This window comes from Edaphobacter sp. 4G125, assembly GCF_014274685.1.
In the GTDB taxonomy this organism is placed as follows: Bacteria; Acidobacteriota; Terriglobia; order Terriglobales; family Acidobacteriaceae; genus Edaphobacter.
Genome location: NZ_CP060393.1, coordinates 2,399,689 through 2,423,174, shown reverse-complemented (window position 1 = coordinate 2,423,174; position 23,486 = coordinate 2,399,689). Strand labels below are relative to the sequence as shown.

Sequence of the window (23,486 nt, the reverse complement as noted above, 5' to 3'; positions counted from 1 at the left end):
TGGGTAACTCATAAAACGAGTATTCGCAAGCAAGCCATAAATGGACTAGGTCCGTGGGAGGATGTAGTTCACATTAACCCTCTGATTCGCGGGTCATTACAGGGGGAAACCTGTTCGGAATTTCTCTTGTTTAACAACTATGGATTGTCGGTCGGTGCGGTGTTCCTCGCACCTGGTGAGGATCGGACGGCTGCCCGTGATTTAGAAGCTGTCAGAGATTTGGAGCGCTTAGAACGCACTGCTCGGCGGACAAAGCGGACGGCGGCGAGCCATGAGTAATCTCAATAGCCTCACGATTGAAGACCTCAAGAAGCAGCGTCGTTGGGTTCTATGGCGGCTTGAGACGCGCGACGGCAAAGAAACCAAAGTTCCCTATCAGGCGAATGGAAAACGGGCTGACTCAACTAACCCCGCGTCGTGGCAGATACACGAGGAAGTATCCGCTCACAGGCATAAATTCGACGGCGTCGGCATAGTGCTTGGTGAGGTTGACGGTATCCGCGTTTCCGGCGTGGACATAGATAAATGTTACGACCGTGAGGCCAAACTATTCACACCAGAATCTCGTGATTATGTCATCGGACTGGACTCTTATACAGAGTTCAGTCCCTCTGGCGACGGCGTACACATTCTGGTGTTGGGTGATCTTCGCGGACGTACCGGCGCGAAAGAACCGGTTCCGGGTTGCAAGGCTATCGAGCTATACGACTCGGCGCGATATCTCACATTTACGGGGCGTCACGTCGGAAAGACTCCTGCGAACTTGCTAGACCGTGCGGACGAATTGAACGAGCTATACAATCGTGTAAAGGCAGCAAAGCTCAAGAAGACCGGCCTGACCGTATCCATTTCATTGAGCGAAGAGGATCGCTTTCAAAAGCTCATGGCCGGTGACACTAGCGACTACGATAACGACCACAGTAAAGCGGACTTCGCTCTGTGCGTCATTCTGGCAAAGAAACACAGGTGTGATGCGTTCAAAATTGACGAAGCGTTTCGGGAATCTGGACTATACCGCGAAAAGTGGGAGCGCGACTACTACCGAGGCAGCACGATTACACGGGCGGTGCTTGCTGTTGCCAAAGAATCGGTTGTCGTATTCGAGCAGTCGGACACGATGGATGAAGATGGCGAGACGGAGTTTCTTGTCGAACCTAATGACGGTGCGGAGGGCTGGTTTCCGAAGGGTGAAGTCTCACTCATCGGAGGCTCGTCAGGTGTAGGCAAAACCAGCTTCGTCATGCCGATGCTTGAAAAGATCCGACGCGGCGAGGAGGTTTTTGGCCACAAGACGAAGCCACGGGAGTACAGGGTCGTTCTTCACGACAGATCGAAGAAGGCGACGCGGAGAACCATCAAGGCGCTTGGCTTGACCGAGGAATCGGCAACTCGACTGGTGCCTCTCAGCCTCTCTCAGAAGTCGGCGGACATCGGTGAGGTCTTACAGGCGGCCATCGAAGAACATCCAGGGGCTGAAGCTTGGTTCATCGAGGGTCTTGACCTATGGATTCCCGATATGAACAAGGCGGCGGTTGTCCAGGCAGTTCTAAGCAGCATCATCGCCGTGGCACAGAAATACAACGTCGCCGTACTTGGTTCTGTGGGTGCACCGAAACAGAAAGGGCCGGATCGCTATCACGGACGAGACGTTCTATTCGGAAGTGCGGCTTTGGCACGCAAGACAGAAACAATCGTCGCGTTGAGCTACCACGATGAGAAGGATCTCAAATCGCCCCGCGTTTGCTGGGTGATGCCTCGCAACAGCTCACCAGAAAAGATGTTTTTTGACTGGGTGGACGGGCGGTTCACGCAGGTGGAAGAACCAGAAGACAGCGGGACAAACTCGGATGTTGGGTCTCCTGCGCTGCTGAAGATGCACGCTCAGATTAGGTCTATCTTCGGAGACGGCACACCTATTCGGTATACACGGGCATTAGGGGCGGAGAAAACCTACTACCGTTGGCGGGACTGGGCAGTTGCTAGGGGAAGTGTCGTGCGAACAGACGGTAATTACTATCTATCGGCGTCTGAACTTCAAAGCGGTTTGACGGCAGCATAAAACGGTGTCTGTCGTTGACAGGGACAGGGTGAAATTATGCTCCGTCACTGTCAACGACAGAACCGATTTTTGGGGAGCTAAGTTATTAATTCCACGAGGACAAAGCAAACACTTCTACTCTCAATATATTGATGATGACAGTGTGTATATAAGGACTGTCATCATCATGCGATCTCGTGAGCTTGTGGGGGGAGGGGCGGGTCAAATCTTGGGGACGATCTCGTAATAGCCCTCCGCCGCAGCTAAATTTACACACACAAGCAATTATTGAAAAGTCGACACTTTGACAAGAATCTAATTGATAAGTCGTTAACTTTAAGTGACCTAAGCCCCAAAATGTCCACTGTGACATCCAAAGGGTGCAATGGCCCGGCATGGCAAGGGCTAGGGATTCCCTCGAAGCCAAATTGTCGTCCGCAGTTTCCGCAATAGTGAGTGTTCATAGTTGCGAGAGACTACCATTAATCGCGTTTAGCGGCCCGTACAGGCACCGCTAAACACCCTTGGCTATACCCCTACTTGGGGTTTTAGAAAGCCCTTAGAAGGGTCACACGCTCGTGTACAGCCTGGAGATCCGTCGTCACGAGGTTGGCGTACCTCCTGCACATCTCCAGCGAGGTATGGCCAAGAGTCTTCTGTAAATGGAAGAGACTGCCACCGCGCCGAAGGTAATTCACAGCGAACAGATGCCGGAAGCTGTGAAGAGTCCGGCACGGAGCTTCAAAGCCAAGACGCTTGCAAAGTGCCTTGACCTGACGAAGAGCGACAACACGGCTCATCTGCACACCTTCCCTGTTCCCAAAGATTAAATTGCCCGCTTTGAGCCCGAAGTCGTGGATAAATCTGTGCAGCGCCCGCCGAAGCACAAAAGAGAACGGGACAATTCGCTGCTTTCTTCCCTTCCCGTTCAATGTGGCGAGAAGGTCGTCAAGATTGATATCAGAGACCCGCAACCCCAGAGCCTCGCTGATGCGCGAGCCAAGGTCGAACAGCGTCAAAATCAGAAGATGTAAACGGCGCTCGTAGAAGTCTCGGGCTTTCGGCTTCCAGGCGATCAGTCGTTTGACTTGCTCTTCCGAGAACGTCGGTAAAACAATCTGTGGCTCTTTGAGTGGTTGTATTCGTGGATGACAGCATCCGGCCCCACACTTCCGCTCTGTGCCGCTGCTCCAGTGGAGATATGCGTTGATGGCTCTGATTGCGGCATTGCATCCGCTCTCTTTCAGACCCTTTTGCCGCATTGCCATTACGACATCTTTTAGTTCGTCTTGTGCGGGTGATTCAGAGGGAAGCCATTTTAGAGCGCAGGTGTACCACCGGACGGTATGTTCGGAGACATTGAGAAGATAGCGTCGTTCTCGTATAAATAGTTCAGTGCGATTCATGTGAGTTCTCCTTAACGTGTGTATTCGCTGGGAGCAATCTCATGTAAACTATTGATATGTGGAGAGATGGCCGAGTGGCTGAAGGCGCACGCTTGGAAAGCGTGTATACCGCAAGGTATCCAGGGTTCGAATCCCTGTCTCTCCGCCATCCTCTTCTTTCCCTACAAATTGCATAGCGAAGTTGAGGCTTTTCTTTAGGAGCGGGGCCAAGGCATGTCTCCCCATAGCGCAGCAGTTCAACCCAAAGGACGTGGACGGCATCGTAGCGTCGAGGCAGAATCGGCGATTTTGAAGGCGACTCTGTACCTGTTGCAACGTAAACCGCTCCGCAAGGTCAGTGCGGATGCAATTGCTGCAAAAGCAGGGGTCAGCAAAGCCACAATCTACAAATGGTGGCCGAATAAGAGTCTGGTTGCGCTCGACGCATTTCTCGGAGTCATGACCGAGCGGGTAGGAGTTCCTCCGGATACGGGCTCGGCCGAACAGGATTTTATTCTGCAGATGCAGTTGGTTATTGCGTTTTATCTTTCTCCCCTGGGAAAGATTTTCAGTCAATTCATTGCAGAAGGACAGAGCGACCCGGAGTTTCTGAAGCAATTTCGGGAGCGGTTTCTCTATGCCCGGCGAGACGCCGCACGAATCATGTGGGAGCGGGGGGTCCAACGAGGCGAGGTACGCGGAGAGGTCGATTCTGAGATTGTTCTCGATCTGATTTATGGTCCGATGATCTTCCGGCTGCTTGTGGGACACGGCTCTTTAAGCAATGAAGAAGCTGCAACGATGGTGAGAGCGGTATTCAAAGGACTCCAACATATAGACTTATCGCAGATCGAAAATCGAAATGTTGTAGGCGGTAAGCGCACAACCATGAATCTTTGACGCAATTTGAAACGTCAAAAATACTAAACTGTTTGTCTAGTATTCACTGCTAAACGTTCTGCCTCTCTGAGGTGCGCATCCTTATGCTGATCACCGTGTCAGCTCCTGGAAGTTTTTTCAACTGGAGTTCCAATGTGGATTGTCCGACTTGCGCTCAGAAGACCATACACCTTTGTTGTAATGTCGCTGCTTCTTTTTATTGTGGGTCCTCTCGCGGTACTTCGAACGCCTGTCGACATCTTTCCGAATATCAATATTCCGGTCGTCTCTGTGGTCTGGGGTTATGCCGGCCTATCTCCTGAGCAGCTGAGTTATCGCATCGTACTTCCGTTCGAGCGAAATCTGACAACGACGGTCAACGACATTGAACACACCGAGTCGCAAACGCTGAATGGCGTGTCCGTCATCAAAATCTACTTTCAGCCGCGGGTCAATATCTCTCAGGCCGTCGCACAGGTTACCGCTGTTGCCCAGACGGCAATCCGTCAATATCCGCAGGGAACCACTCCTCCACTGATCATTCAGTACAGCGCATCCAGCGTCCCGATTTTGCAACTGGGACTCTCTGGTAAGGGCCTGAATGAACAACAGCTCAACGACTTTGGTACGAATTTCATTCGAACTCAGCTGGCAACCGTACAAGGTGCTGCTATGCCATGGCCTTATGGCGGAAAGCAGCGCCAGGTCATGGTGGATATCGACACCCAGAAACTACAAGCGTTTGGTCTTTCGGCTTCGGATGTCGTGAATGCCATCAATGCGCAGAATATTATTCTGCCTTCTGGCGTTGCGAAAATAGGAGATTATGAGTATCAAGTCGAAACCAACAGTGCACCCACCACGATTGAAGCACTGAATAATCTGCCCATCAAAACCGTCAACGGTGCGACGATTTATGTCCACGACATTGGAAACGTCCGCGATGGCTTCCCGCCCCAGACCAATATCGTTCGTGTAGATGGCCAACGCGCTTCGTTGTTGACGCTGCTGAAGGTCGGTAATGCTTCGACGCTCGATATTATCTCCAAGGTGCGGGCGCAGCTACCCTTGATCGCGGCTCAGCTTCCACCTGCGTTGCAGATGCGCCCCATCGCCGACCAATCTGTTTTTGTTCGGGCCGCAATCAGTGGAGTCGTTCGAGAAGCTCTGATTGCAGCCTGTCTGACTGCTGCAATGATCCTGGTCTTCCTTGGAAGTTGGCGCTCGACCGTTATCATCGCAATCTCGATTCCTCTTTCGGTCCTTTGTTCGCTTCTTATGCTCTCGGCACTGGGCGAAACAATCAACATCATGACTCTCGGTGGCCTTGCGCTTGCCGTGGGAATTCTGGTGGATGATGCGACGGTTGAGATCGAAAATATTAACCGCAACCTTGAAGAGGGCAAAGAAGTCGAGCAGGCCATTCTGGATGGTGCCGCTCAGATTGCTGTCCCAGCCTTTGTCTCTACGCTCTCCATCTGTATCGTCTTCGTTCCCATGTTCTTTCTGGGAGGAGTCGCGCGGTATCTCTTTGTTCCTCTGGCGGAAGCCGTAGTCTTCGCCATGCTGGCCTCTTACTTTCTCTCTCGAACCATCGTGCCCACGATGGCGAAGTACCTGTTAAAAGGCCATGAGCACGACAGCGCAGAAAGAGCCCGGAAGAGCCGGAACCCTTTTGTTCGTTTCCAACTCCTCTTTGAGCACTACTTTGAAAAGCTACGCAATTGGTACTACGGAGTTTTGAATCTCTGTTTGCACCACAGAACCGTGTTCTTGTTGGCCATTGTGGCTTTCTGGGTTTTGTCCATCGGACTTCTTTATCCATGGTTGGGGCAGGACTTCTTCCCTTCTGTTGATGGTGGCCAATTCAAGTTGCATGTGCGAGCGCATACAGGAACCCGAATCGAAGATACCGCCGCACTTTGCGATCGCATTGAAGCGGTCATCCGTAAAGAGATTCCTGCTGCCGAACTAGGAACCATCATCGACAATGTTGGTCTTCCCTACTCCGGTATCAATCTTTCCTATTCCAACTCTGCTCCGGTAGGTACGGGAGACGCGGATATCCTCGTATCTCTCAACGAAGGGCATCGGCCAACCGCTGAGTATATGCGCCTGTTACGAGATAAGCTCACCACGCAATTCCCGGGAACGCAGTTCTACTATCTGCCGACAGACATGGTCAGCCAGATCCTGAACTTTGGTCTGCCTGCACAGATCGACATTCAGTTTGTGGGGCAAGAGCTGGAGAAGAACCGTGAACTGGCTGAGGGAATGATGGAACAGATCAGCCATATCGCGGGAACTACGGATCTGCGTATTCAACAACCATTCAACCTGCCAAAGTGGGAAGTCAATGTCGATCGCACACGAGCCCAGCAGGTGGGCTATAGCCAGCGGGATGTCGCAGGTAATCTTCTGGTTGCGCTGAGTGGCAGCTTTCAGACGTCGCCAGGTTTCTTCCTCAATCCGCAAAATAATGTCAGCTACAACATCGTCGTACAGACTCCACAATACGACGTAAAGAACCTGCAGGAGCTTCAGAACTTCCCGATTACCTCCACAGGAAGTACCCCTCCGCAGATTCTGGGTAACCTGGCTTCGATTGAACGGGGCGTGGAGCAAGGCACAGTCAGCCACTATAACGCCCGTCCTGTGATCGACATCTACGGCGCGGTTGACGGAACAGATCTGGCAACCGTAGCTCGTAAGCTCGACAAGATCGTTGAGGACAGTAAGTCAAAGCTTCCCCGTGGCACAGAGGTCTACGTTCGTGGCCAGATTGAAACGATGCGCACTTCGTTCGTCGGTCTCATCGGTGGACTGCTCTTTTCCATCGTTCTGGTGTATGCCCTGATCGTGGTCAACTTCCAAAGCTGGCTTGATCCTTTCATCATCATCGTTGCTCTGCCCGGAGCGCTTGCAGGCATTGTGTGGATGCTCTTTTTGACCGGAACTCATATCAGCGTTCCGGCTCTAACCGGATCCATCATGTGCGTCGGCGTAGCAACAGCCAACTCCATTCTTGTGGTCAGCTTTGCCAAGGAACAGATGGAAGAAGGGATGAACTCTACCGAGGCGGCTCTGGCCGCAGGCTTCACCCGATTCCGTCCGGTCATTATGACGGCACTCGCCATGATTATTGGCATGGTTCCAATGGCGCTGGGACTGGGAGACGGCGGAGAGCAGAACGCTCCCCTGGGCCGCGCTGTGATTGGCGGCTTATTACTGGCAACCTTTGGAACGCTAACTTTTGTACCAACATTTTTTGCCTTCATGCATCGCAATGATCCGCCGCTCACTCGGCAGGAGGACGACGCCAATGAAGCTTATTTATGACACCTTGGGCACGAACATAGAGGGAGAGACTCGATGAGCGGTGAAACACAACAAGGAACGAACGCGCACTCGATTCCAGATGCACATAAGCCAAATGCGCTGAAGCATGAGCCTCCTCCTGTTTCTCGCGGGTCTCTTCTGATCGTCGTTGTAATCGTTCTACTGATAGCAGTCGTGTTAGGTGTCTTTGGCATTCTTCGTCGCAAACATGCCAGTACTGAGCTTGAGAAATACACCGCTGCAAGCTCTGCGCCTCCAGTAGCCCTGGAGACACCCAAGCTGCAACAGAACGCCACAGAGATTGTGCTCCCTGGCAACATGCAGGCCTATACCCTGGCACCGATCTATGCAAGAACGACGGGCTATGTGAAGGCTTGGTACCACGACATTGGCTCGCGTGTACGCAAGGGAGAGTTGCTTGCCGTAATTGAGACGCCAGAATTGGATCAGCAACTCGCCTCTGCAAAGGCAGATCTGGCCACGGCAATTCAAAATGCAAACCTCGCAAAGGTGACTGCAGATCGCTACAAAGATCTTGTAGGAAGCAATGCTGTGAGTCAGCAGGATACCGACAATGCCGTCAGCCTTTTGCAGGCACGGAATTCAGAGGTCGCCTCCGCCTCAGCGAACGTTCGTAGGTTGGAAGAATTGGTTTCGTTCGAACGCGTTGTCGCTCCTTTTGATGGAGTCATCACAGCACGCAATCTCGATATCGGACAACTCATCAGCGCAGACGGAAGTACAACGACAGCAGGCGCAGGAACAATCCGAAGCAGTCGAGAAATCTTCGATATCTCGGCCATCGATACTTTGAGAGTCTTCGTCAATGTACCGCAGATATACGCTCCGGATGCGAAGAAAGGCGTAACGGCCAGCCTCACGTTGCCACAATATCCTGGCCGTACTTTCAAAGGAAAGTTGGTGCGTACAGCCAATGCGGTCGACCCCGTGACCAGAACACTTCTGGCTGAAATTGATGTAGAAAACCGCTCCGGAGAGCTGCTGCCTGGAAGTTACACCCAGGTGCATCTCAATGTCTCGCGAGCCGCGCCAGCCCTCATCGTTTCGGTAGGCGCTGTCATCCTCAAAGCAGACGGGCTCCATGTCGCCACGGTCGATAGCAACAATCGAGCGCACATCCTGAGTGTCACTTCCGGGCGCGATTTTGGTTCGACAATGGAGATCCTGAGTGGTCTTGAACCTGGGCAGGCTGTAATATCCAATCCGCCCGATTCCCTCACTGAAAACCAAGAAGTGCGTGTGGTTACGCCGGAGCAGCATGAGTCGAATCCTCCAACGGAGGCTCACCGATGAAGTCAGCCGCAATCTTTAAAGCGGCCGCCTTCACGGGGGCAGTGTTTCTTCTGTCTGGATGCCGGGTAGGGCCGAACTACAAAGCGCCCGCTGTCCCTGCACCGCCTGCTTATAGTGAAGACGGACACAACGGCAACTGGGCTTCGGCCAAGCCTGCCGACGAAACAGACCGCGGAGCATGGTGGACAATTTATGGTGACGCTGAGTTGAATGATCTGGAGCAGCGATGCGCCAATGCAAATCAAAGCATAGCTGCCGCGCTCCATGCCTACGAACAGGCACATGATCTCGTGCGACAGAATAGGTCGTCGCTCTATCCCACGGTCTCCATCGGAGCCTCTGCAAACCGGAATCGCATCTCGGCTACGCGACCGTTGCGTCCGTCCAATGCAGCCCAGAGCTATTGGGACTTTCTTATCCCGTTGAACATCTCATGGGAGCCGGATCTGTGGGGACGGGTCCGCAGGCAAATCGAATCCAGCTCTGCTTCAGCGCAGGCATCGGCCGCAGACCTGGCAAACACAAAGCTAAGTTTGCAGGGGATGCTCGCCGTCAGCTTCCTTCAGCTGCGTGGCGTCGATCTTCAGGCACAGTTGCTGCGCAACACTCTTGACGCGTATTCGCAAGCGCTCAAGCTAACTCAGGACCGCTTTCGTGGTGGTCTCAGCACCGAGAGCGACGTCGAGCAAGCTACAGCGCAACTGGAACAGACCCGGGCTCAGCTGATTGACTTGGGTGTGGGCCGTGCTCAACTGGAGCATGCTATCGCCGTTCTTGTTGGAGTTCCGGCCACAGGCTTCCATATTGCTGAAAAGCCTCTAAGCGGTGAACCTCCAAGTATCCCCACCGGAATCCCTTCGGAAGTTCTTCAACGGAGACCGGACATTGCCGCCGCAGAAAAGCGTGTCGCTTCTGCGAATGCACTCATTGGTGTCGCAAAATCGGCATATTTCCCCACGATTATTCTGGGAGCAAGTGGGAGCGTAGAAAGCAGCCAGATCGATCAGCTCTTTAATACGGGAAGCACCGGCTGGAATGCTGGCCCCACCGCCAACGAGCTCCTATTCGATGCTGGCCGACGAAAAGCCCAAGTGGATCAGGCCATCGCACAGCGAGAGCAGGTGACTGCTCTCTATCGTGATCAGGTGCTGTCTGCTTTTCGTGACGTTGAAGACCAACTCTCTGCTCTTCGCGTTCTCGAAGACGAAGCGACTGTTCAGGATCGTGCGGTCCAGGCCGCAAAAAGGAGTACAGAACTATCTACTCTGCGCTACAAACGAGGTCTTGTTCCCTATCTCGAAGTCCTGACCAACCAGACGATCGAGCTAACTAATGAGCGTGCAGCCGCTGCATTAGTTACAGAACGGATCGTATCTAGTGCCAGGCTTCAGATTGCTCTTGGAGGCGGGTGGAATACCAGCTTGCTCCCACAGAACTGATCAGCGAGATCGTAGTTCTCTCTATCTTGTCTTCGGATACATGACAGCACAAAAAAATCAGGCCACACAGCGATGTGTGGCCTGATTGATTTAATACGGATTGTTTAGTGGTTTCCGCCCTGATTGGAGCTGCCACCACCCGAACCACCACGACGTCCACGACGCCTGCGGTTACCGCCACGACGCTGGCCTGATGGACCTTGTCCACCTCCCTGACGAGGTGCTCCCTGAGGAGATCCCTCAGCGCGATTGAAGTTGGGCTCTCCTTCGCCTTCCCCCTCCTCCTCGGCGCCGTCGAAATCATCGTCCTCATCATCGAGGCCTTCGGGCTCCGTGGTTGCTGGCTGCTGGCTGCGGCCACGTCCCTCGTGGTCGCCACCACCCTGCGGAGCAGGATCAGGCAGGCCCAGCTTAGCGCGTTGCTCCCGGAGCACGGCCTTGCGAGAGAGTTTGATGCGGTTGCCTTCGATGGCCAGGACCTTCACCAGAATCTGATCGCCTTCGCGCAACTCGTCCTTCACTTCCTTGACGCGATGCTCTGCAATCTCCGAGACATGAAGCAGTCCGTCGGTTCCGGGGAAAATCTCGACGAAGGCGCCGAACTCTGCCAGCCGGACGACCTTGCCGAGATAGGTCTTGCCGACCTCTGGAACTGCTGTCAGATCGGTAATCATCTGAATTGCGCGCTCCAAACCATCAGCATCACTGGAGGCAACATTGACTCTGCCGGAGTCGTCCACATCGATCTTCACTCCCGTGGCATCGACAATTCCACGGATGACCTTCCCACCAGGCCCAATTAGATCGCGGATCTTATCCGTGGGAATCTGCATTGTGTGGATACGCGGAGCGAACTTGGACTTCTCCTCTTTCGCACTTGCGATCACAGCATCCATTTCGTCCAACAGGAACAAGCGACCACGACGAGCCTGCTCCAGCGCCTCGCGCATGATCTGTGGCGTAATCCCCATGATCTTGATGTCCATCTGTAGCGCGGTAATGCCATTGCGCGTACCAGCCACCTTGAAGTCCATATCGCCGTAGTGGTCCTCAGCGCCCGCGATGTCGGTCAGGATGGCGTACTTGTCGCCCTCCTTCACCAGCCCCATCGCCACTCCGGCAACTGCGCCCTTCAGAGCAATTCCTGCTTGCATTAGCGACAGTGAAGCGCCGCACACCGTCGCCATCGACGATGAGCCGTTCGACTCCAGAATGTCCGAGACAACGCGTAACGTGTATGGCGACTCGTCCTCGGGCGGAAGCACAGCTTCAATCGCCCTTGATGCCAGCGCGCCGTGACCGATTTCGCGGCGTCCTACGCCGCTCATCCTGCCAACCTCACCCACCGAAAACGGCGGGAAATTGTAGTGCAGCATGAACCGACGCTTCTGCTCACCCTCGTATGTCTCAATACGTTGTGCGTCATCGGCCACGCCGAGCGTGGCTGAAACCAGCGCTTGCGTCTCGCCGCGGGTAAACAGCGCCGAACCATGGACACGTGGAAGTACGCCGACTTCGATAGCGATCGCACGAATCTCATCGAACGCGCGGTGGTCGGGACGGATGCGGTCGTTCAGCACCTGCTCGCGGAATATGTTCTCGCGCAGCAGCTCGTAATACTTGCTCAGCTTCTTGGCCGCTTCGGCATCGCCCTCCGGGAGCTCCCTCTTCAGCTCGTCTTTAATCTCTTTGACCTTCGCATAACTCTCGAACTTCGGGTGCTTCTTTGTGTCGAGTGCGTCAGCTAGCTTCGCGCCGATCTTCGACTTCAGAGCACTCATGTATTCGTTGTCCGTCTCAACGGCCGTTACTAGGCGCTTCGTCTTGCCTGCACGTGCAACCAGGTCCTCAATTGCGGTGCAGATCTTCTTGATCTCACCATGGGCAAACTCAATCGCATCGACCACGCGCTCTTCCGTAATCTCGCGTGCGCCGGACTCGATCATCACAATGCCGTCTTTTGTGCCGACAACCATAATGTTCAGCTTGCTCTTCTCGCGCTCCGCATAAGTTGGATTCACAATGAACTGGTCATCGACAATACCGATGCGTACCGCGCCAACCGGGCCGTGGAATGGAATATCACTCAATGCCAGCGCGCAGCTTGCACCATTGATACCGAGAACATCTGGATCATTCTCCTTGTCCGCGGAGTAAACAAACGCAACCACCTGCGTCTCGTTACGGAAGGCTTCCGGGAACAGAGGGCGGATCGGACGATCGATCTGACGGCTGGTTAGGATCTCCTTCTCGCTCGGTCGGCCCTCACGCTTGATAAAGCCGCCGGGGATGCGTCCGCCAGCGTAGGTGAACTCGCGATACTCAACGGTCAACGGGAAGAAGTCGATCCCTTCTTTTGGATCCGGTGCAGCAACTGCCGTCGCCAGAATAACGTTATCGCCGCTCGATGTCAGCGCGGCGCCGGAAGCCTGCTTGGCCATACGCCCCGTCTCAAATTTAATCTGCTTGCCACCGGCAAGCTCTACAGTCACATCTTGCTTCATAGTGTTTTCTCTCTTCTCTCGTCGTATTGGAACTTGTTCGTTCGCGTCATAACGGATATCTGCTCCGCATACACGAAAAAGAGCGCAGTCTACCTGCGGTCCGTTCTAACTTCAGACCGTAGGCAGGCTGCACTCTGTAGATTTCTTCATGGGATGATTCGGCTTCCGCCGGCTCGTATCGTCCAGCCTTCATGGCAATCATTCCGCTTGCCACGAGTGATTTCATCAGAGGCTCCAGCGATAGGGGCATTTGCAGCCCTCAGCGGAATCTGCTGCCGGAATAGAGCAGGCCGAGCATGCTTCCATGGTTGAAATGATGTCTCCGGAGATGCGGGTTACTTGCGGATCCCCAACTTACCGATCACATCGCGGTAGCGGTCGGCATCGCACTTCTTCAGGTAATCCAGCAGACGACGACGCTTGCTGACCAGCATCAGCAGGCCGCGGCGCGATCCGTGATCCTTCTTGTGTGTCTTGAAGTGCTCCGTCAGCTCCCCGATACGCTCGCTCAGAATCGCAATCTGAACTTCAGGGCTTCCGGTGTCGGAATCGTGGGTGCGAAATTTCGCAATAATGTCAGTCTTTTTGGCAGGTGCTAGCACAGCTTTCGTATACTCCTGATTCTTCTCTAGTCCACTCTTCGTGTCTCGATTAGGATAGCATGTTCCCTCTAAGGAGCAATGAGATAGCCCGCGAAGTAGCATAAAAATCTGTGCATTCTCAGGTTCAGGCTCCGCCCCATGGAAGCACCCGCAGTCAAAGCTGCCGCTCAGATGTTCCTTCTGCGTATCTCCGCATCTCCCCCACCCAGCGAAGAAAGCGCAACGCCTGGCCACGCTCGCCCCAGGCCAATGCCCAGAAGTCCTTTACCTGCACAGTCTCGGCCTTCTTTCCTGAGTACGTCTCCAGACGCCACCTCAGATAGGGGCTTCGCCATGGCCGCAGTCTGTATCCTTGCGTCGCGCGCCAAAGAAACCGGATACCTTCCACCATGTCTCTGAGTGTACCTTGATTGTTGGTGAATCCCCTTCTCCATACCCTGCGAGACGAATGCTCCCAGGCGCTTCACGGACTCCACGCGCCCCAGACCTTGTTGCATCCGTGCGAGAATCCCTCCCGCTGGAATATCCATCAGATCGTCGAGCATCTTCTGCTTAGCTACTCCTCTACCGTTTCTTCTCTTGAAGACCGCTTGGCCAAGGGGTATCCCACACGCGTCTCTGCAACCCCATCCCAGCGATTGGCACGCTTCGTCGTCATTACCTTGGGCTATCTCCCTAGTGGACGCGAAGCACCCTCCATCACTCTCCCGCAGACCGAATCCCCAACCGCGCTATTCGATGGGGCCACCCTCAGTTCAGCAATCTCTGCGGATCTCAGCTCGTTGGACCTGCTTCTGGACAGAGCCGAGCAACAGTTCCACTCCACCCCATGCTTTTCTCACTTTGCCTTTGGGCCGCTGACCATTCAGCAATGGCGACGCTTCCACCTGATTCACGGGCGCCACCACCTCCGCCAGGTCCTCTCCATCCGGCGTGAATATCACATCTAGCTCTCTACCTCTTCATCCATGTCTTCAGCGACCCGTAAGAATCGCCGAATGTACCGCAGAGGATCTTCCGCGACAGCCATCTCCCCCAGGTGATATCGCCAGACATCTTCTCTTGCGCTGCGTCTTGTGTAGGACTTCCGCGTTACCACGCGGACACTCCCGTCGGGCATCGCGCGCGAAAATGTCTGCGTCGGCACCTGGAAGGTCATCAGCTCTCCTGCCTTCCAGAAGTTCTGCGCAAACTCATGGGAGAACAGCAACGCATAATAGCGCCTCTGGGTCGAAAGTAGCTCCAGGGCTGCATCCGAGCTGATCCAAGGCACTCCCAGGCGAGACACGTACCATTTCTTAAATGGAAACCCGTTCGAGTGTGCCTGCCCCACGAGAACTCGTAACAATTCCAACCGTGTCATACCTGCCCTCAATCCCAACAAAATCTTTGTAGACCACCCATCTTCGGTCAGTGAGGTTATAGTCTACGGTCAGAGGCGTCTAAAACATCAGGAGTGGCTTTTATACCATTCTGTAGAACTCGCATGATGCATACTCACCCCGCCACTCCCTCCATACTGCGACGCATGGCTGCCCTTCCTCTGTTGCTTGTCTTTCTTCTTCCATCCCTCTTTGCCCAGCCCGCCACAGCCCATACAAATCCCCTGAACCTCACCCCCGAGGTCCGCGAAGCTCATGTGCTGTTCTATAACCTCGACTACGATGGAGCACTCTCTCGCTTCGAAGCCATCCAGCGGGCAAACCCTCAGAACCCCATGGCGTCGAACTACATTCTCTTTACACTCGTCTTTCGCGAGCTCTACCATCAGGATCTCCTCGACACCACCTACTACGCGCATAATTCCTTTCTGAGCTCAAAACGTGACGTTCCCGTTCCCCAAGCAACGCGTGATCGCATCGAGCAACTGACCAATTCAGTCATCGATATGTGCGATCAGCAGATTAAGGCCAATCCTAATAACGCGGACGCCTATTTTGCTCGCGGCTATGCACGCGGCATGCACTCCGCATTCATCACTCTCGTCGACCACAGCTATGTTGCGGCTGCTCGTCAGGGATTTGCCTCCCGATCCGACAGCGAGGAAGCTCTTCGCATCGACCCAAACTACGCGGACGCTAAGATGGCCGTCGGCATCCAGCAGTTTGCTGTCGCTTCCCTGCCTCGTTTTCTTCGCATCATGATTGGCATCACGGGAGTCACCGGCAATAAGGAAAAAGGTCTCGACCTGTTGCGCCAATGCGCCGCGCAGGGGGTCGTTAACCGTGTTGAGTGCCGTACAGCTCTCTCCCTGTTCCTCCGCCATGATGCTCGCTACGCCGAAGCTCTCACCGTCCAGCGTGGACTTGCCCAGGAATTCCCTCACGACTATCTCTTTCAGCTGGAAGAAGCCAACCTCACCAAGGACAAGGGCGAGGGCCTGGCCGCCATCGCAGTCTACAAACGGGTCCTTGACGATGCCCGCAAGCCTGGCTATTTCATCGACGCTCGCCTTCAGATGACGTATTTCGGCCTGGCCGATACTCAGCGCGGACAAAATATGATTGCCGACGCGGCGCAGAACTACCTTAACGCCGCCTCCCAGCCGAAATGCAGCGACTGGCTCAAGCGACGTGCGCAGCTCAACGCCGGACAGATGTTTGACCTGCTTCGCCAGCGTGACAAGGCCGTTGAGCAATACAAACTGGCTTCAGCCGGTGGAGGCGATCAGTCCCAGGCCGATGCTGCCCGCAAATACCTCAGAACGCCATATGTAGGAAAGTAGTTCTCTCCGGCAAGATCTTACTCGGAACTGTTCCTGCCATCTCACCGTATATCTTCGTCAGGAAACAGTCGGCTGGCTTAGACCAGTTATGTAAAATGAAGGCCTTCGGAGAATCTCCTATGTTCTGTACCCGTTGCGGATCAAAGTTGGACCCCTCCTCCCGCTTCTGCTCCTCCTGCGGAGCCCCCATCAATGGAGGCGCCACCTCTTCAGTTCCTCCACCCTTTGCCGTTGATCGTCTCGTTCGCCCACGAAATAACCGAATGATCGCCGGGGTGTGTGCCGCCTTCGCTCTTCGCTATGGATGGGACGTAACCGTCGTTCGCATCATTGCGGCCCTCATCTGTCTTAGCGGCGCCGGCGCCCTGGCCTATCTCGTCGCCTGGATCATCATTCCCGAAGAGCCCTATGCGATCCCTTCGAATCCCGTCTAGCGTTCCCGCATAGTCCAGGCATCCTTCACGTCCTATCTTGAAATGTGTCATCCTGAGCGAAGGGACCCAAAGGGTCCCGTAGTCGAAGGATCTGTGGTTTACCGCCTCAGCAAAACCAACCATGTGAGCGTCAGAATTTTGAAGAAGAAAGCAACATCAAAGAGCATTCCGCCCGCCCGCCCTTTTATCTATAAGAACCGCACCCTTCTCTGTGATTCCGTCCCTCTTTCTTCTCTGGCAGAGCAGTATGGAACTCCTCTGTACGTCTACTCTGCCACCCAGATCTCTGAGCGCTTCCAGCTCTTCCAGCAGGCATTTCAAGACCGCCCACACACGGTCTGCTACGCAGTCAAAGCCAATCCCTCCCTTGCGATCCTTCGGCTCCTCGGACGCCAAGGTGCTGGCTTCGATATCGTCTCCGGCGGCGAGTTGGAACGCGTCCGTCGCGCTCACAAACCTGCACTCAAGAAAGTCGTCTTCTCCGGAGTCGGCAAGCAAGCATGGGAGATCGACGCCGCTCTCAAAGCCGGCATCCTCCAGTTCAACATCGAATCCGAACAGGAACTCGGCCTCGTCGCGGCCCGTGCCCAGGCACTCAAGGTCCGTGCCCGCTTCGCTCTGCGCGTCAATCCCGACGTCTTCGCCGAAACCCACCCTTATATCTCGACGGGACTGTCTGAACATAAGTTCGGCATCGACATTAAGATAGCCCGCGCCATTTATCGCCGCGCAGCGAAGTCAAAGTGGCTCGAGCCCTACGGCGTCTCCGTTCACATCGGTTCTCAGATTCGCAAGGTCGATCCCTTTGCCTCCGCCCTTGAGCGCGTCACCTCACTTGTTGCTGAGCTTCGCCGCGATGGCCACAATATCCGCACCATCGATGCGGGCGGCGGTCTCGGCATCGACTATTCCGACGCTCCCTTCGATCCAGCGCATCAGGTGGAGCGCTACACCGCCGCGCTCGCTAAAGGTCTTGCAAACGAGACGGCGCATCTTCTTCTTGAACCCGGTCGTTTCCTCGTCGCTCAGGCAGGTGCGCTTCTAACTCGCGTCGTCGTCATCAAAAAGAACGGTTCGAAGACCTTTGTTATCACCGACGCCGCGATGAACGATCTCATCCGCCCTGCTCTCTACCATGCTCACCACGAGATCATTCCCGTCCGTCAGTCGTCGAGCAAAGGGACCATCACTGCCGATGTTGTCGGTCCCGTTTGCGAGTCCGGAGATTTCTTCGCTCGTGATCGCGCTATTGCGCAGGTTAGACCCGGTGACCTCGTCGCTATCCTCGACGCCGGAGCCTACGGCATGAGCCTCTCCTCAAACTACAACTCCCGCCCACGTCCCGCTGAAGTTTTGGTCGAAGGCAAGAAAGTATCTCTCGCCCGCCGCCGCGAAACGATGCGTGACCAACTCGCACCCGAAGTCCTCTGACACCTTGCCCAATACTGTGTCATCCCTGAGCAATGTGGCGCAGTCTTGCTTGCATCGCGTCACCGACTGTAAAGCAGCAGACGGGCCACATCTGCTGCAAGGTGGGAAACCTGCTTCTGAACCCTGTCAAGCCCCTTTCCCCTCCATCTCTAACAAAACAGGATCGTTCCTCATTGCAGATCCACCCCCAATCGCTGGCTATAATAGAAATAGACATTTCTGAACCAGAAAACACATCCTTCCGGGGAAACGAAGTACGGGCCTAAAGCGCTTTCTTTGAATACTTTGCGCAATTAAGCCCGGGGGGAGGGGGTTCCCGTCGAACATGCTAAAATCGCAAGGTCGCAGTAATCAGAAATCAAAGTAGAGGTTGTAAATGTCCGGCCACTCAAAATGGGCGACAATTAAGCACAAGAAGGGCGCCCTCGACGCCAAGCGCGGCAAGATCTTTACCCGCCTGATCAAGGAAATCACCATCGCAGCCAAGCTCGGTGGAGGCGACCCCGACGGCAACCCGCGTTTGCGTAGCGCTATCGCCGCCGCCAAAGCTGAGAACATGCCGAATGACAACATCAAGCGTGCCATCCAGCGCGGTACCGGCGAGCTCGAAGGCGCCAGCTACGAAGAGATCACCTACGAGGGCTACGGCCCCGGCGGCGTCGCCATCATCGTCGATGTCCTCACCGACAACAAGAACCGGGCCGTCAGCGAAATTCGCCACGCCTTCTCAAAGAACGGCGGTAACCTCGGCGCTGAAGGTGCCGTCTCTTGGATGTTCACCACCAAGGGGGTCATCACCGTCCCCAAATCGGCATCTGACGAAGAGAAACTCACTGAGATCGTCCTCGACGCCGGAGCCGAAGATCTCTCCGATCAGGGCGAGAACTGGGAGATTCTTACCGACCCCAAGGATTTCGAAGCTGTCTCCAATGCCATCAAGGCTTCTGGAATTACTCCTGAGACCGCCGAGGTCACCAAAATCGCCTCGACCTACACCAAGCTTGAGGGATCCCAAGCCAATGCTATGATCCGCCTCCTCGAGACGCTTGAAGACCTCGACGACACGCAAAACGTCTACTCAAACTTCGATATGGACGAGGCTGCCGTAGCCAGCTGACCGAAGCGGTCTATTCTTCTGGAAAGGCCGCCGACTTTGGCGGCTTTTCTTCTGTACCTGCATCTTTATCTTTGGAACGGAGTCTCACGAGTGACCAGGATTGTAAGAAGTCTCTTCTCCCTCTGCGCGCTTTCGCTTGCTACCTTTCTCTCTTCGACCCCGGCTCTCTCGCAGGCTGCAGCCGCTTCTCCGTCGGCTTTCACGCCGACACATCGGCCGCTGGAATTCGGGGTGCTTGCCCAGGGCGGAGTGGGGCTGACGGAAGACCGCAACGACTTCAGCTTTCTCATGCTCGGTGGTCAGGCAGGAAAGGTTCTGACCTCTGATATTGGCCCCGGCCTTCTGCACGGCAACTTCGAGTATGGCATTCAGGTCTTTCCGTTCTGGCAGTCCTACACGCCAACGATTCAGCGTCGCACCTGTACTGCGCCAGGAGCCTGCTCGGCTCCGTATAAAACCGGAGGCGCCTATACCGGAATCTCCATCACTCCAATTCTGCTCCGCTGGAACTTTACCGGATCAGGACACAGGAAATTGGTTCCCTGGGCGCAGGGTGGGGGCGGAATGATCTGGACCAACCACAAATACCCAGGCATCGGTGGTCCTCCATATAACGAGGTAAACGACGGTCCAGCTGCCAACACCAGCGTGTGGAACTTCACGCCACAGTTTGGCGTGGGCCTTCACTACTTCCTCAGTCCCCAACGTTCTGTCGATTTCGGAGCGAATGCAATCCATATCTCCTCCGCCTCATTGGGCGACAAAAACCCTGGAGTCAACGCGAGCATACAATTCTCTGTTGGCTATACCTGGTGGAAGTAACAACATCGGGCTCCCAATAGCTCAGGACTGATTAAGATGAACTCCGAATCCATCATCGAGTGCGTTCCCAATTTTTCTGAGGGAACGGACCCCGGGAAGGTCAGCCGCATCGTGCAGGCAATGCAGGTCCCTGGCGTCAGCCTTCTGGACTGGTCGCTCGATACCGCACACAATCGTTCCGTCGTTACCATCGCCGGGCAGCCGGAAGCTGTAATGGAGTCTGCAGTACGCGGCGCGGGTAAAGCCGCCGAGCTTATTGACCTGACGCGTCAGAAAGGGGTACATCCCCGCATCGGTGCTGCCGACGTTGTCCCCTTCATTCCGGTCAGGGGTGCAACCCTGGCGGAGTGCGCCCTGCTGGCCCGCCAGGCTGGACTGCACATCTGGCGTCGGTATGGTGTGCCGATCTACTTCTACGGTGCCTCCGCTGCGCGTCCGGATCGAGTTCACCTTGAGGACGTTCGACGAGGACAGTTCGAAGGCCTTCGCGATGCAGTTCATCGAGACGCCTCCCGAAGGCCAGACATAGGCGGACCGGAGTTGCACGAAACTGCCGGCGCATCTGTTGTTGGATCACGTAGCTTTCTGATTGCATATAACGTTCATCTGCGTCATCCGGACATTACTGCGGCGCGTGCAATCGCCCGCGACATCCGCGCCTCCAACGGCGGTCTGCATGGCGTGAAGGCCCTGGGCGTGCTCGCCAATGGCCGCGCACAGGTCAGCATGAACATTACGGATCACCTGACGACTCCGATGACGAAGGTCTATGTACGTTTGAAAGAACTGGCTGCCCGTCACAGCGCAGAGCTCGACGACAGCGAACTGATCGGTCTGATTCCGGAGAATTCCTACGAGGAGGGCGCGGAATGGATCACACGGATTCCAAACTTCACCCCCGAACTCAAGGTGGTCGAACGCCGTCTTGAAAATCCTCTCGATTGGCCTGTTGCCGGGGTGTAATTGCATTTCGTTGGTTTCCAGAAACTGATTGATATCACAGGTAATATTCAACAGACGTTTTGACCTGGATTTCGTCCAAAGACCTAGAATTCAAGGCTTGCAAGGCATCTTTGAATCAGGAAAGAATAAAGAAGGCCGGTTGTTCTTCCGGCCAGCCCAGCCGGTTCGGGCTAAGGAGTTTCCGTTGCAGATATCGAAGTTCGTTCTCCCCCTCACCACCATTGCGCTTTCGGCAAACATCTGTCTCGCTGCGCAGCTTTCAAGTGATGCCAAGTCATCCATTCCGCGCGATGTTCAGCAGATTATCTCCGTCGACTACCGCGCGATGCAGAACTCGAGCGCCGCGATGGAACTGAAAAACCGGGTCCTTCCTCCGGAGCTGAAGCGTCTGGAAAATGCGTTGAAGACGTCTGGTTTGAAGGTCGACCAGGATGCAGATGTCCTGACCTTTGCAGCCTTCCGCAACGGCTCCTCCGAAGGTTCCCGCATTCTGGGCGTCGCCCAGGGACAGTTCCATACCCGCGAGATTATGAACCATTTTGCGAAGAACAAGGTAAAGCCCACGATGCTGCGGAATAACAGCGTCTACCCGATGGGCGCAAATGGCATGAACGTGGTCTTTCTGAATCAGACAACGATGGTCTTCGGAGACCAGAGTGCGCTTCAGGCAGCTCTGGATGCGCGAGATGGTCTGACGCCAAACTTCCTTTCGAACAGCGATATGGTCGATGAGATGGGATCCGTCGATCAAAAGGCAGTCTGGAGTCTTCTGGATCAAAAAGGCACACAAACCATGATGCGCTCCGTTCTGGGAGAAGCTTCGCAGCTGGCAGATTACGACACGGTTCGTAACAGAATGAAGAGCTCGCGCTATACGATGGACTTTCAGAATGGGGTCAAGTTCGACATGGCTGTTGTCATGAGCGACACAATGACCGCAGCCACCTGCGCTACCCTGCTCAAAGGGGTGTCATTGTTGAAGAAGACCCAGGGGAATCCGCTCGAGAAGAGCGCACTCGATCAAACAACAATCGATTCAAACTCTGGTACTTTGACGGTCTCCTACTCCTCTTCGGATAGTCAGTTCGCCAGCCTGCTGACTTCTCCACTCTTCCAATCGGTCGTTCGCTAACGACATTCTCTCAACTTGCTAAAAAGGGTGCTGACCGCACCCTTTTTAATTTTGCCCAATCGCCGACCCAAATCAAGCTGCTTCGATCAGAGGCAGCACTCGCGCTTTGACCTGTTCTGCGGTAAAAGGTTTGCAGATGTATCCTTGCGCTCCTGCTGCGATGGCTCGGAGCACAAAGGGCTCGCTCCCCTCCGTCGTGATCATCACAACCGGGACTCCAACGGCCAGTTGCTGGTCCCGCCGGGCCTCCAGAAATTGGAGCCCATCCATTATGGGCATATTGATATCACTGATAATCAGCCCAATCTTTGCCGGGTTTCCAGATTCCTTGCGCAAAACCTCCAGGGCTTCTTCCCCATTAGAAGCCTCCAAGACTTCATGAATCTCTATACCGGACTGACGCAAAGCCCGTTCAATCACTTTTCGCATCACTGCTGAATCGTCAATAATGAGTGCTCGCACTTCCCCTCCACATCTCTGTTGCTCTGGAACCTCTATCGGCCGAATCGCAGCAAGGCTTGAGCGGAGGATGCTTAACTCTCTCTAACCTTGGATATCCTCGTTTTGGCAAACCAGCTGCTTCACTCGCTGGTATGGATAGCGGACTCTATGCGGCATATACCGGGCTGATGGCCCGCACCCAAGCACTCGATACTGCAGCCAATAATCTCTCCAATGCAGGGACGAATGGATTTCGCGCTCAACGCGATTTTTTTCGCGGCGTTTTGGTCGATAGCCTCTGGCCAAACTCCTCTGCGGATTCCCAGGTCGGCCGCACGGTAAACGACTTCGGCATTCTGGGTGGAAACGCAATCGATCTGGGGCAGGGAGAGATCGTCGCAACGGGAAACCCGCTCGATCTGGCGATCCAAGGCGACGGATTCTTCGCTATTAAAACGGCCAATGGCATTCGTTATACACGCGATGGAAATTTTCGACGCTCTTCTACGGGCGTTCTCGAAACCAGCCTCGGCGAGCCGGTGCTCGATGCCAGAAGCCAACCCATCACCATTCCATCAGGAGATGTCCATATCTCTCCGGATGGAAACGTCTCGGTATCGACTCCGCAAGGAAGCGTTCTTGTTGACCGAATCGCGATCTTCGATTTCAAAAACCGATATGCGTTGACGGCAGAAGGAGCAAACCGCTTCGTCGCGAACGATGAAACTCCCCTGGCAGCAAAAGGAACGATCGAGCAAGGTGCCATTGAAGGAGCCAACCAGGATGCGATTCATGGCTCGATGCAGCTTGTGCTTGTGCAACGACAAGCCGAGATGATGCAGAAAGCGCTCAGCGTTTTCAATAACGAGTTCGACAAAACCGCGACAGAGCTGTCACGCGTATGACCCTAAGGAGAAAACG

At 54.7% G+C, this 23,486-nt stretch carries 20 protein-coding genes and 1 tRNA gene; 15 read left to right on the top strand and 6 right to left on the bottom strand.

Going from position 1 to position 23,486, the window contains the following annotated elements:
- Positions 1-271 precede the first annotated feature (271 nt).
- Positions 272-2,059, top strand: a complete 1,788-nt coding sequence (locus tag H7846_RS10205) for a phage NrS-1 polymerase family protein (protein WP_186691864.1) — start codon at positions 272-274, stop codon at positions 2,057-2,059.
- Between the two features lie 527 nt (positions 2,060-2,586).
- On the opposite strand, the gene H7846_RS10200 is transcribed toward H7846_RS10205, so the two are convergent.
- Positions 2,587-3,444, bottom strand: coding sequence for a tyrosine-type recombinase/integrase (locus H7846_RS10200; RefSeq protein WP_186691863.1), 858 nt, complete (start codon positions 3,442-3,444; stop codon positions 2,587-2,589).
- A 60-nt stretch (positions 3,445-3,504) separates the two neighbouring features.
- Here H7846_RS10200 and H7846_RS10195 point away from each other — a divergent pair.
- From H7846_RS10195 to H7846_RS10175, 5 genes are all read left to right on the top strand, one after another.
- Positions 3,505-3,592: transfer RNA gene (locus H7846_RS10195), tRNA-Ser, on the top strand.
- A 65-nt stretch (positions 3,593-3,657) separates the two neighbouring features.
- The gene (locus H7846_RS10190) at positions 3,658-4,323 is read left to right on the top strand and encodes a TetR/AcrR family transcriptional regulator (RefSeq protein WP_186691862.1); all 666 of its coding nucleotides are present in this window, start codon (positions 3,658-3,660) and stop codon (positions 4,321-4,323) included.
- Between the two features lie 132 nt (positions 4,324-4,455).
- The gene (locus H7846_RS10185; protein WP_186691861.1) at positions 4,456-7,641 is read left to right on the top strand and encodes an efflux RND transporter permease subunit; all 3,186 of its coding nucleotides are present in this window, start codon (positions 4,456-4,458) and stop codon (positions 7,639-7,641) included.
- A gap of 33 nt (positions 7,642-7,674) precedes the next feature.
- A complete protein-coding gene (locus H7846_RS10180; protein ID WP_186691860.1) occupies positions 7,675-8,955 on the top strand; it encodes an efflux RND transporter periplasmic adaptor subunit in 1,281 nt (426 codons plus the stop codon).
- Complete coding sequence (locus H7846_RS10175; protein ID WP_186691859.1) at positions 8,952-10,394, top strand: efflux transporter outer membrane subunit; 1,443 nt, start codon at positions 8,952-8,954, stop codon at positions 10,392-10,394. The genes H7846_RS10180 and H7846_RS10175 overlap by 4 nt, the downstream gene beginning before the upstream one ends.
- Before the next feature lie 104 nt (positions 10,395-10,498).
- Here H7846_RS10175 and pnp read toward each other — a convergent pair whose 3' ends face one another.
- The 3 genes from pnp to H7846_RS10160 all read right to left on the bottom strand — a co-directional run bounded on the left by pnp (position 10,499) and on the right by H7846_RS10160 (position 13,891).
- Positions 10,499-12,898, bottom strand: coding sequence for a polyribonucleotide nucleotidyltransferase (gene pnp / locus H7846_RS10170; RefSeq protein WP_186691858.1), 2,400 nt, complete (start codon positions 12,896-12,898; stop codon positions 10,499-10,501).
- A 335-nt stretch (positions 12,899-13,233) separates the two neighbouring features.
- Positions 13,234-13,500, bottom strand: coding sequence for a 30S ribosomal protein S15 (gene rpsO / locus H7846_RS10165; RefSeq protein ID WP_026393045.1), 267 nt, complete (start codon positions 13,498-13,500; stop codon positions 13,234-13,236).
- Positions 13,501-13,654: 154 nt separating this feature from the next.
- Positions 13,655-13,891 carry a hypothetical protein gene (locus H7846_RS10160; RefSeq protein ID WP_186691856.1) on the bottom strand — a complete coding sequence of 79 codons (237 nt, stop codon included), beginning with the start codon at positions 13,889-13,891 and terminating at the stop codon, positions 13,655-13,657.
- 25 nt (positions 13,892-13,916) lie between these two features.
- Between H7846_RS10160 and H7846_RS10155 the strand changes: the two genes are divergently transcribed.
- On the top strand, positions 13,917-14,450 hold the full coding sequence (locus tag H7846_RS10155) for a DUF1569 domain-containing protein (protein WP_186691854.1): 534 nt from the start codon (positions 13,917-13,919) through the stop codon (positions 14,448-14,450).
- On the opposite strand, the gene H7846_RS10150 is transcribed toward H7846_RS10155, so the two are convergent.
- Positions 14,447-14,788, bottom strand: coding sequence for a hypothetical protein (locus H7846_RS10150; protein ID WP_255460539.1), 342 nt, complete (start codon positions 14,786-14,788; stop codon positions 14,447-14,449). The two genes, H7846_RS10155 and H7846_RS10150, sit on opposite strands and share 4 nt — an antisense overlap.
- 198 nt (positions 14,789-14,986) lie before the next feature.
- Here H7846_RS10150 and H7846_RS10145 point away from each other — a divergent pair, with 198 nt between their 5' ends.
- The 7 genes from H7846_RS10145 (at position 14,987) to H7846_RS10115 (ending at position 22,124) form a co-directional block, all read left to right on the top strand.
- On the top strand, positions 14,987-16,225 hold the full coding sequence (locus H7846_RS10145) for a tetratricopeptide repeat protein (RefSeq protein ID WP_255460538.1): 1,239 nt from the start codon (positions 14,987-14,989) through the stop codon (positions 16,223-16,225).
- Positions 16,226-16,344: 119 nt separating this feature from the next.
- Positions 16,345-16,659 carry a PspC domain-containing protein gene (locus H7846_RS10140; RefSeq protein ID WP_186691850.1) on the top strand — a complete coding sequence of 105 codons (315 nt, stop codon included), beginning with the start codon at positions 16,345-16,347 and terminating at the stop codon, positions 16,657-16,659.
- Between the two features lie 138 nt (positions 16,660-16,797).
- Positions 16,798-18,090 (top strand): diaminopimelate decarboxylase, encoded by a 1,293-nt coding sequence (gene lysA / locus H7846_RS10135; protein WP_255460537.1) that lies wholly within the window; start codon positions 16,798-16,800, stop codon positions 18,088-18,090.
- Positions 18,091-18,466: 376 nt separating this feature from the next.
- Positions 18,467-19,207 carry a YebC/PmpR family DNA-binding transcriptional regulator gene (locus H7846_RS10130; RefSeq protein ID WP_186691846.1) on the top strand — a complete coding sequence of 247 codons (741 nt, stop codon included), beginning with the start codon at positions 18,467-18,469 and terminating at the stop codon, positions 19,205-19,207.
- A 90-nt stretch (positions 19,208-19,297) separates the two neighbouring features.
- The gene (locus H7846_RS10125) at positions 19,298-20,029 is read left to right on the top strand and encodes an acyloxyacyl hydrolase (RefSeq protein ID WP_255460536.1); all 732 of its coding nucleotides are present in this window, start codon (positions 19,298-19,300) and stop codon (positions 20,027-20,029) included.
- 36 nt (positions 20,030-20,065) lie between these two features.
- Positions 20,066-20,992, top strand: coding sequence for a glutamate formimidoyltransferase (gene ftcD / locus H7846_RS10120; RefSeq protein ID WP_186691844.1), 927 nt, complete (start codon positions 20,066-20,068; stop codon positions 20,990-20,992).
- A gap of 184 nt (positions 20,993-21,176) precedes the next feature.
- Complete coding sequence (locus tag H7846_RS10115; RefSeq protein ID WP_370561239.1) at positions 21,177-22,124, top strand: hypothetical protein; 948 nt, start codon at positions 21,177-21,179, stop codon at positions 22,122-22,124.
- Between the two features lie 72 nt (positions 22,125-22,196).
- Here H7846_RS10115 and H7846_RS10110 read toward each other — a convergent pair whose 3' ends face one another.
- Positions 22,197-22,586, bottom strand: coding sequence for a response regulator (locus H7846_RS10110; protein WP_186691842.1), 390 nt, complete (start codon positions 22,584-22,586; stop codon positions 22,197-22,199).
- Between H7846_RS10110 and H7846_RS10105 the strand changes: the two genes are divergently transcribed.
- Entirely contained in the window at positions 22,577-23,470 is an 894-nt protein-coding gene (locus tag H7846_RS10105; protein ID WP_370561238.1) for a flagellar hook-basal body protein, read from the top strand. The genes H7846_RS10110 and H7846_RS10105 overlap by 10 nt on opposite strands.
- Positions 23,471-23,486 lie beyond the last annotated feature (16 nt).